This is a genomic window from Mesorhizobium sp. M5C.F.Ca.IN.020.32.2.1, assembly GCF_004023105.1.
Classification (GTDB): Bacteria; Pseudomonadota; Alphaproteobacteria; order Rhizobiales; family Rhizobiaceae; genus Mesorhizobium; species Mesorhizobium wenxiniae.
In genome coordinates, this window is sequence record NZ_RZSX01000194.1 from 1 (window position 1) to 8474 (window position 8474).

12 protein-coding genes are annotated in these 8474 nt (G+C 63.0%); 4 read left to right on the forward strand and 8 right to left on the reverse strand.

Annotated features, from left to right (window positions below; all coding sequences use genetic code 11):
- The 4 genes from EOA86_RS12360 to EOA86_RS12375 form a co-directional block, all read right to left on the reverse strand.
- Positions 1-595 (reverse strand): acetyl-CoA carboxylase carboxyltransferase subunit beta (locus EOA86_RS12360; RefSeq protein ID WP_281035653.1); only part of this gene is annotated, 595 nt, incomplete at its 3' end.
- A gap of 94 nt (positions 596-689) precedes the next feature.
- Positions 690-1529, reverse strand: a complete 840-nt coding sequence (gene trpA, locus EOA86_RS12365) for a tryptophan synthase subunit alpha (protein ID WP_127208923.1) — start codon at positions 1527-1529, stop codon at positions 690-692.
- A gap of 2 nt (positions 1530-1531) precedes the next feature.
- On the reverse strand, positions 1532-2782 hold the full coding sequence (gene trpB / locus EOA86_RS12370; RefSeq protein WP_065011514.1) for a tryptophan synthase subunit beta: 1251 nt from the start codon (positions 2780-2782) through the stop codon (positions 1532-1534).
- A gap of 33 nt (positions 2783-2815) precedes the next feature.
- Positions 2816-3475, reverse strand: a complete 660-nt coding sequence (locus tag EOA86_RS12375) for a phosphoribosylanthranilate isomerase (RefSeq protein ID WP_128341894.1) — start codon at positions 3473-3475, stop codon at positions 2816-2818.
- Between the two features lie 141 nt (positions 3476-3616).
- On the opposite strand from EOA86_RS12375, the gene EOA86_RS12380 reads away from it, so the two are divergent.
- Positions 3617-3835 carry a hypothetical protein gene (locus tag EOA86_RS12380; protein ID WP_065011512.1) on the forward strand — a complete coding sequence of 73 codons (219 nt, stop codon included), beginning with the start codon at positions 3617-3619 and terminating at the stop codon, positions 3833-3835.
- 9 nt (positions 3836-3844) lie between these two features.
- Here the strand turns inward: EOA86_RS12380 and EOA86_RS12385 are convergent, their stop codons facing one another.
- The 4 genes from EOA86_RS12385 to EOA86_RS12400 all read right to left on the reverse strand — a co-directional run bounded on the left by EOA86_RS12385 (position 3845) and on the right by EOA86_RS12400 (position 7229).
- Positions 3845-4603 carry a M48 family metallopeptidase gene (locus EOA86_RS12385; RefSeq protein WP_029347461.1) on the reverse strand — a complete coding sequence of 253 codons (759 nt, stop codon included), beginning with the start codon at positions 4601-4603 and terminating at the stop codon, positions 3845-3847.
- Between the two features lie 99 nt (positions 4604-4702).
- Entirely contained in the window at positions 4703-5188 is a 486-nt protein-coding gene (locus EOA86_RS12390; protein WP_029347463.1) for a DUF2852 domain-containing protein, read from the reverse strand.
- 117 nt (positions 5189-5305) lie between these two features.
- Complete coding sequence (locus EOA86_RS12395) at positions 5306-6448, reverse strand: benzoate/H(+) symporter BenE family transporter (protein WP_128341896.1); 1143 nt, start codon at positions 6446-6448, stop codon at positions 5306-5308.
- Between the two features lie 4 nt (positions 6449-6452).
- The gene (locus EOA86_RS12400; RefSeq protein WP_245497247.1) at positions 6453-7229 is read right to left on the reverse strand and encodes an alpha/beta hydrolase; all 777 of its coding nucleotides are present in this window, start codon (positions 7227-7229) and stop codon (positions 6453-6455) included.
- A 50-nt stretch (positions 7230-7279) separates the two neighbouring features.
- On the opposite strand from EOA86_RS12400, the gene EOA86_RS12405 reads away from it, so the two are divergent.
- The 3 genes from EOA86_RS12405 to EOA86_RS12415 all read left to right on the forward strand — a co-directional run.
- Positions 7280-7498 (forward strand): hypothetical protein, encoded by a 219-nt coding sequence (locus EOA86_RS12405; protein ID WP_128341900.1) that lies wholly within the window; start codon positions 7280-7282, stop codon positions 7496-7498.
- On the forward strand, positions 7440-7976 hold the full coding sequence (gene infC, locus EOA86_RS12410) for a translation initiation factor IF-3 (RefSeq protein ID WP_077374810.1): 537 nt from the start codon (positions 7440-7442) through the stop codon (positions 7974-7976). Before EOA86_RS12405 ends, infC begins: the two co-directional genes overlap by 59 nt.
- A 127-nt stretch (positions 7977-8103) precedes the next feature.
- The coding region (locus tag EOA86_RS12415) for a methyltransferase (protein ID WP_281035654.1) at positions 8104-8474 on the forward strand (371 nt) is incomplete at its 3' end.

Consider the following 8474-nt stretch of genomic DNA (forward strand, 5'->3'; position numbering starts at 1 on the left):
CAATATAGGGAAGACCGGCTTCCTTCAGCCGATCGACGCCGATCGTGGTTCTCGGCAATTGCATCAGCGACAGGATGCCTTCCTGCATGCGGGCGCCGCCGGAGGCCGCGAACAGGATCAGCGGCCGCTTGCGTTGCACAGCAACCTCAAAGCCACGAACGATGGCATCGCCGGCTGCCATGCCGAGCGAGCCGCCCATGAAGGCGAAGTCCTGCACGGTCACCACCACCGGCAGGCCCTCGACGGTCCCCAGCGCATTGATGATGGCGTCCTCCAGCCCGGTCTTGGCCTTGGCCTCCTTCAGCCGGTCGGTGTAGCGCTTCTCGTCGCGGAATTTCAGCGGATCCTGCACCACCTTGGGGTTTTCGAGCATCTCGTACTTGCCGTCGTCGAAGAAGAATCTCAGCCGCTCCTTGGCCGAGATCTTCATGTGATGGCCGGAGGACGGGATGACGAACTGGTTCTGTTCCAGATCCTTGTGGAAGACCATCTCGCCGGTCTCCGGATCCTTGATCCAGAGGTTCTCAGGCATGTCGGTGCGCCGGCCGAGCATCGAATTGATCTTCGGGCGAACGTAGTTGGTGATCCAGTTCATCGCTTCGGCTCCTGTCCTGACGAAGAGTTAGACCATGGACTCGAAAAGGGGAAACCGGTTTTCGGTGGATTCATGGTCAACCAGAAGATCAAGACTATTCGGCGGCAGCAAGGCGAGCGGTACGCACGCCTTGCGAAAGCCCGCTGACCAGCGTGGCGACCGCCTCGGCCGGATCGGCGGTCTTTTCGCCCTTCGGCCCCAGAACATTGGCGACCGCATTGACGATCGCGGTGCCTACGACGACGCCGTCGGCCGACGCCCCGATGATGCGTGCCTGCTCGGCGGTCTTTACGCCGAAGCCGACGCAGACCGGCAGGTCGGTATGCCCCTTGATGCGCGTGACCGCCGCCGCCACCTTGCCGGTGTCGGCAAGTGCCGAGCCGGTGATGCCGGTCATCGACACGTAATAGACGAAGCCGGAGGTGTTCTGCAGCACCTTGGGCAGGCGCTTGTCGTCGGTGGTCGGCGTCGCCAGCCGGATGAAATTGATGCCGGCCTTGAGCGCCGGAATGCACAATTCCTCGTCCATCTCCGGCGGCAGGTCGACGACGATCAGCCCGTCTATGCCGCTGGCCAGCGCATCCCTGAGAAAGCGGTCGACGCCGTGGATGTAGATCGGATTGTAGTAGCCCATCAATACGATCGGCGTTTCATTGTCGGCGGCACGGAATTCCGACGCCATCTTCAACGTCTTGACCAGGGTCTGGCCGCCTTTCAGCGCGCGCAGGCCGGCGGCCTGGATCGCCGGGCCGTCGGCCATCGGATCGGAAAACGGCATGCCCATTTCGATGATGTCGGCGCCTGCCTTGGGCAGTGCCTTCATGATCGACAGGGCGGTGTCGTAGTCCGGGTCGCCGCTCATGAAATAGGTGACGAGCGCCGGGCGGCCCTCGGCCTTCAGCTTGGCCATGCGGCGGTCGATGCGGGTGGTCATGATCAGATCTCCATGCCCAGCATATTGGCCACCGTATGCACGTCCTTGTCGCCGCGGCCGGACAAATTGACGATGACGATCTGGTCCTTGTCCATGGCGGGTACGATCTTCACCGCATGCGCGATGGCATGGGCGGATTCGAGCGCCGGGATGATGCCTTCGACGCGTGTCGTCAGCTGGAACGCCTCCAGCGCCTCGTCATCGAGGATCGGCACATAGTCGACGCGGCCACTGTCGCGCAGCCAGGAATGCTCCGGTCCGACGCCCGGATAATCGAGGCCGGCCGAGATCGAATGCCCGTCCATGATCTGCCCGTCCGCGTTCTGCAGGAGGTAGGTGCGGTTGCCGTGCAGCACGCCGGGCGCGCCGGCGCTCATCGAGGCGCAATGCTCGATGCCATCGAGGCCGCGGCCGCCGGCCTCGATGCCGATGATGCGAACCTCTTTGTCGTCGAGGAAGGGATGGAACAAGCCGATGGCGTTCGAGCCGCCGCCGACGGCGGCGATGATCGTGTCCGGCAGCCGGCCTTCCTGCTCCAGGATCTGGGCGCGCGCCTCGGTGCCGATCACCGACTGGAAGTCGCGCACCAGCTCCGGATAGGGGTGCGGGCCGGCGGCGGTGCCGATCAGGTAATAGGTGTCCTCGACATTGGTCACCCAATCCCGGAGAGCTTCGTTCATGGCGTCCTTGAGCGTGCCGTGGCCGGCGGTCACCGGCCGCACCTCGGCACCGAGCAGCTTCATGCGGAAGACGTTCGGGCTTTGCCGGGCGACGTCGGTAGCGCCCATGTAGACGACACACGGAAAGCCGAAACGCGCCGCAACGGTGGCCGACGCCACGCCATGCTGGCCGGCGCCGGTCTCGGCGATGATACGCTTCTTGCCCATGCGCTTGGCCAGCAGTATCTGGCCGAGGCAGTTGTTGATCTTGTGCGAGCCGGTGTGGTTCAAATCCTCGCGCTTGAAGTAGACCTTCGCGCCGCCGCCCAGGCCCTTCGCCGAGGAAACCTCGCGAAGATGCCTGGTCAGGCCTTCGGCGAAATAAAGCTTCGAGGGCCGCCCGGCATAGTGGGTCGAAAGGTCCGTCAGCTCGGCCTTGAAATCCGGGTCGTCCTTAACCTCGTTCCAGTGCCGCTCCAGGTCGAGGATCAGCGGCATCAACGTTTCGGCAACGAAACGACCGCCGAAGATGCCGAACATGCCTTGCTCGTCGGGTCCGGTGCGGAAGGAATTGGGTGTCGCCGGCCTGTTCATCGCCGATCTCCTAGCTTGTGGTTTGAAGCACGGTCAGGCGGCGCGGTTGTCGCGCGCTGCCCTGACGGCCCGGAAAAACTGTTCGATCAGCGCCGGATCCTTGACGCCCGGTGCGCTTTCCACGCCCGAGGAAATGTCTAGTCCGGGCGGGTTGGCAAGCCGAAGGGCATCACCGATATTGGCGGCGTTGAGTCCACCGGAAAGCATGTAATCGACGCCTGCGTCAAGGTCGGCCAGAACGCGCCAGTCGAAGGCAATGCCGTTGCCGCCCGGCAGTTCCGAACCCTTCGGCGGTTTGGCGTCGAACAGGAAACGGTCGGCAATGCCGACGAGGGGTCTTATCCGCTCCAGGTCGGCAGTCTCGCTGACCGGCAGCGCCTTCATCACCGGCAGGCCATAGCGGGCCTTGATCTCGGCCACCCGCTCCGGCGTTTCCGAGCCATGCAGCTGCAGCATGTCCGGGCGCATTTTTTCGACGATTTCATCCAGAAACGCATCGCCGGCGTCGACCGTCACGGCAACCGCCTTGGCCATGCCGACTGCCGCTTCGCGCAAGCGGCCGGCCTCCGCCGGCTCGACATAGCGCGGGCTTTTGGCAAAGAAAATAAAGCCGACATGGCTGGCGCCGCCGGCCAATGCCGCGGCCAACGCCTTGTCGGTCTTCAATCCGCATATCTTGATGTCGAGCGCCATGACGCGGGGATTGGCACGAAACGGCAAAAGAGTCGAGAAAAAGCATCCTGTTTGCCGCCGGCGCGGAACGCGCTACCTATCTAGATAAGAATGCGGAACGCGCTACCTTACTTCAGACAGCACAGGCGGGAGCAAACAAGCATGGCAGACCAAACCGTCGCCCAACTCAGGCAAAAGCTCGCGCAAGCCCGCGAGGTCATCGCGCATCTGATGGACAAGGCCGCATTCAACGGCGCCGAGGCACACCGCGCGCTCGACTATTTCAGCAACGATGCCTTCGAGAAGAATTTCTTGCCATGGCCGCGCCATACCGACGAGGGCTTGCGTCCTGAAGAGCTCAACGCTGCCAACGACGACTGATCGGGCGATCTACTCGAACATGATCGCTTGCAGCGCGCCGCCATTGCGCTTGAGCCAATCCTTGCAGCGCTCGGTGTCGGGACAGAGCTGCTCGCACAATTTCCAGAATTTTGGGCCGTGGTTCATCTCCTTGAGATGTGCCACCTCATGCGCGACGAGGTAGTTTATGACCGGTCGCGGCGCCATCATGATGCGCCAGGAGAACGACAGGTTGCCGTCCGACGTGCACGATCCCCAGCGGCTCGACGTGTCCTTGAAGCGGATTGCCTTGGCGCGCTTACCGACCGCCCCGGTATGCTTGACCACCAGCGCCTCGATTTCGCGCTTGGCTTCGCGCTTGAGAAAATCGGCGATGCGGCGCGGCAGGTGCACACGATCGCCATGCACGATCATCAGCGGACCGCGTTCGTCGCGCGACAGCGTGACGGTCCCGCGTTTCGAAGGCTCATGAACGATGCGATGCGGCACGCCGCGCACCGGTATCTTGATGCCCGGCCGCACCTGCGGCCGGTTGGGCACCTTGGCCAGCCGCTGCTCCAGCCAGTCCTGATGGCGATCGAGAAATTTTTCCACTTCGCCTCGGCGCAGGCCCGGCGGCACGGTGATGCGCAGACCACGGCCGCCGGAATCGATGCGCAGCGTCAGGCGCCGTGCCCGGTCGCTCTCGACGATCTTCAGCGGCAGCGTGCGGCCGGCAACACAATGCTCCCGCTCCACAACGGGGGCGGGCCTGGGTTTGGTCAGGTTGCGGAAGAAGCCGAATGACATGGCGGGACGATACGTGATTCGAGGAAAACGAATAGGACATAAAAGAAACGGCGCCGCTGACGCGACGCCGTTCTGATTATTTATATCAGGCCAAGTGCCTTACTCGTCCAGTAGCCCTGGCGTGGATTTGCCACCGTTGCCAGTCCCCGTCGAGCCGGTCGATCCACCAGTTGTAGGAGATGTCGGCTTGTTGCGGTTCGCCATGAAGCGATCGAACTCTTCCTGGTCCTTGGCGCGACGCAATTCCCTGGCATATTCGTCGAACTCGCTCAGCATCTCGTCGAGCTTGCGGCGCTCTTCATTGAGCCGCTCGAGTTCTTTTTCGCGCCAGTCGTCGAAAGCGACGTTGCCGGTGCGGGCGGAGCCGTGGCCCCAGCGCGCCGCTCTGTCGGAACCGCGGCGGCAGCCGGCGAAGATGCCGTCGGTCGCGCGGTTGACGTCGCGCTTGAAGCCGTCAAGCCGGTCGCCCCAGATGATGTAGGCGAGCATGGCGAGGCCGAGCGGCCAGAACACCATGAAGCCGATCACCATCAGTGCGATGGTCGCCGGCGTCCAGGCCGGACGGATCAATGCAGATGTGTTCATTTTCTCCCAATCCTTCAGTTGGAGACAGCCAATCCCGGCTGCGTGGAATCGAAATGGGATGGGAAAAACGGCGATTCAAGACAGTGCCGGCCAAAACCGGACAAGCGGCTGAAATGATTATCGCTTTTTGAGGGTTTCGAGGAAAAGCACGACCAAACCGGCGATCAGCCCCCAGAATGCCGCGCCGACGCCGAAAAGCGTCAGCCCCGAGGCGGTGACGGCAAAGGTGACGGTGGCGGCCATGCGTTCGCTCTCCTCCTTCAAGGCAATGGACAGCGCGTTGGTGAGCGGCGCCATCAGCGCCAGCCCGGCCACCAGCACGATCAGGCTCTGAGGCAGCACGGCGAAGATCGCCACCAGCGAGGTGCCGAAAATGGCGAAGACGAGATAGGCAAGCGCGTAGAAGGGGCCGGTCTTCCAGCGCTCGCCCGGATCGGGATGCACATCGGGGCTGGTGCAGATCGCCGCCGAGATCGCCGCCAGATTGGTGGTCGAGGCCCCGAACGGCGCCGACAGCAGCGAAAGCAGGCCGGTGACGCCGATCAGCGGGCCAGGTTCCGGGTGATAGCCTGCGGCCCTCAGCACGGCGAGGCCGGACAGGTTCTGCGAGGCCATGGTGACGAGATAAAGCGGCAGCGCCAGGCCAATGATCGCCGTGACGGTGAACTGCGGCGCAATCAGCGTCAACGTCGAAAGTTCCGGGGTCGGCAGGCCACCGACCCGGCCGGTGAGGAAGGCGGCAGCGCCGCCGCCGACCAGCACCGCCAGCACCGAGAGCGCCGGATTGAACAGGCGGATGACAAAGAAGGCGGCGATCAGCGGCAGGATCAGCCACGGGTCGACGGGAATGGCCTTCACCGCATTGATGGCGAAGGTGACGACGATGCCGGCCAGCATCCCCGACGCGACCGAGGCCGGTATCCTGGCGATCAGCTTGGTCAGAGGCCTGAACAGGCCGGTGGCAATCAGCAAAATCCCGGTGACGATGAAGGCGCCGACGGCTTCGCCGATCGAAAAGCCGCTCGATGCCGCGATCAGCGCCACCCCCGGCGTCGACCATGCGGCGATGACCGGCATCCTGGTGCGCCATGACAGCCACAGGCTCTCGATCGCCATGGCGAGGCAGATCGCCGTCACCCAGCTCGCGGTTTCGACCTGCGTCGCGCCGACCGCCTTGGCGGCGGCGATGACGATGGCCAGCGTGCCGCCGAAGCCGACAATCGCCGCGACGAAGGCGGATACCGGAATGGAAATGCGCATGTCCCTAGCCTGCCTGCCGCACCATGGCGTCGAGCGCCCGCACCAGCATGTCGAGATCCTGAGGCCGCGACAGGCGGTGGTCGCCGTCGGGGATCAGCGACAGCGTGACGTCGTCGGCCGGCAGCAGGCCGACCAGTTTCAGCGCATGGCTCGGCGGCACGTCGGCATCGGCCAGCCCTTGCAATATGTGGACGGGGCAATGGGTGTCGATCGGCCCGTTCATTGTCAGGTTGTTGCGGCCGTCCTCGATCAGCGCTCGGGTGTAGATGTAAGGCTCGGCCGAATAGTCCGACGGCTCCGCGAAAAAGCCCTTCTTGGCAAGATCGCGCTTCTGCGCTTTCGTCAGCGCCGGCTCGACCAGCTCTGCGGTGAAATCCGGCGCCGGCGCCAGCAGCACCAGGCCGGCGATGCGGTTCTGGCCTTCCTTGTGCAATTCTTGGCGCAATTCCTGGATCATGCGCAGCGCGATCCATGCGCCCATCGACGAGCCGACCAGGATTTGCCTGCCTTGCGTGAAATGGCGGAAGACAGCGAGGCTTTGCGAAAGCCATTTCGAGACGGTGCCGTCGGCAAAGGCGCCGCCCGATTCGCCATGACCGGAATAGTCGTGGCGCAGGAATGCCCGGCCTTGCCCGCTCGCCCATTCCGCCAGCTTCTCGGCTTTGGTGCCCAGCATGTCCGACTTGTAGCCGCCGAGCCAGACAATGCCTGGCGCGGCACCCCCAGCGCGCCTGACAGCGATGCTGGTTCCGTCGACATCGAGAAAAACCGGTGCGGTCACGGCGAACTCCTCACGCAAGTCTTTTGACATAGCTGGCGGTTCAACGAAAAGTGCTCGGCAAGTTTCTTCGTTTGGTGCAGGCAGAAGTCAGGCAACAGGTGATTTCCTGTGAACGCTGTGCTATTGACTTCGGCCGCGCGCTCACCACATTGGCGCGTTCGCAATCTGAATTGAAAATCCTGAACGAAACGGCTCAAGGAGACCACGACCATTCGCAGACCTTTCAAAGCAACGGCGCCCACCAAGGAGGGCCCGCGCTCCAACCGTGACATCCGGGTTCCCCGGGTCCAACTTATCGACGCCGAAGGCCACAACCATGGCGATGTCTCCATCAATGACGCATTGCTGCTCGCCGAAGAGGCTGGGCTCGATCTGGTCGAGATATCGCCCAACGCAGTGCCGCCCGTCGTAAAAATTCTCGATCTCGGCAAATTGAAATACGCCAACCAGAAGAAGGCGGCCGAGGCGCGCAAGAACCAGAAGGTCATCGAGATCAAGGAGATCAAGATGCGCCCGAACATCGACAGCCATGATTACGAGACCAAGATGAAAGCGGTCCGGCGGTTTTTCGAAGAAGGTGACAAGGTCAAGCTGACATTGCGCTTTCGCGGCCGCGAGATGGCGCATATGGAACTCGGCATGCAGCTTCTGAATAAAGTTCGTGAGGAAGTGGCGCCCATCGCCAAGGTCGAAGCCGAACCGAAACTCGAAGGCCGCCAGATGATGATGGTGCTAGCGCCCCGCTAAGCGATCCCGTCGAAAGCAAAGGCCGCTTCGGCGGCCTTTTGTTTTGTTTTGTCTTCGCCATGATTTCTCCGCAAGTTGCATCGACAAGGATTCGGGTTGCCGGTCCTCGCGGCGAAAGGATTGTCCCATGGCCGCTGCGGCACGTTCTCCGATTGAACAGTCGTTTGACGAAATGGGCCGCTATCAGCGGCGCCGGCGCGTCCTGCTGGCGCTGCTGATCGGTGCTTTTTGCGCTTTGCTGATCTTCGGCGGCTCCACGCACGATGAACTAGGCCACGAACGCATAGAGGGGCAGTACGGGATCGCCCTGATACTGATCGGGATCGGCGGCCGGCTCTGGTCGATCCTCTATATCGGCGGCCGCAAGTCGGCCGAAGTGGTTGCCACCGGGCCATATTCGGTGATGCGCAACCCGCTGTATTTTTTCTCCACCGTAGCGGCCGCCGGCATCGGCGCCCAGACCGGCAGCGTGATCGTCTCGGTGGCGTCGGCGGTTTT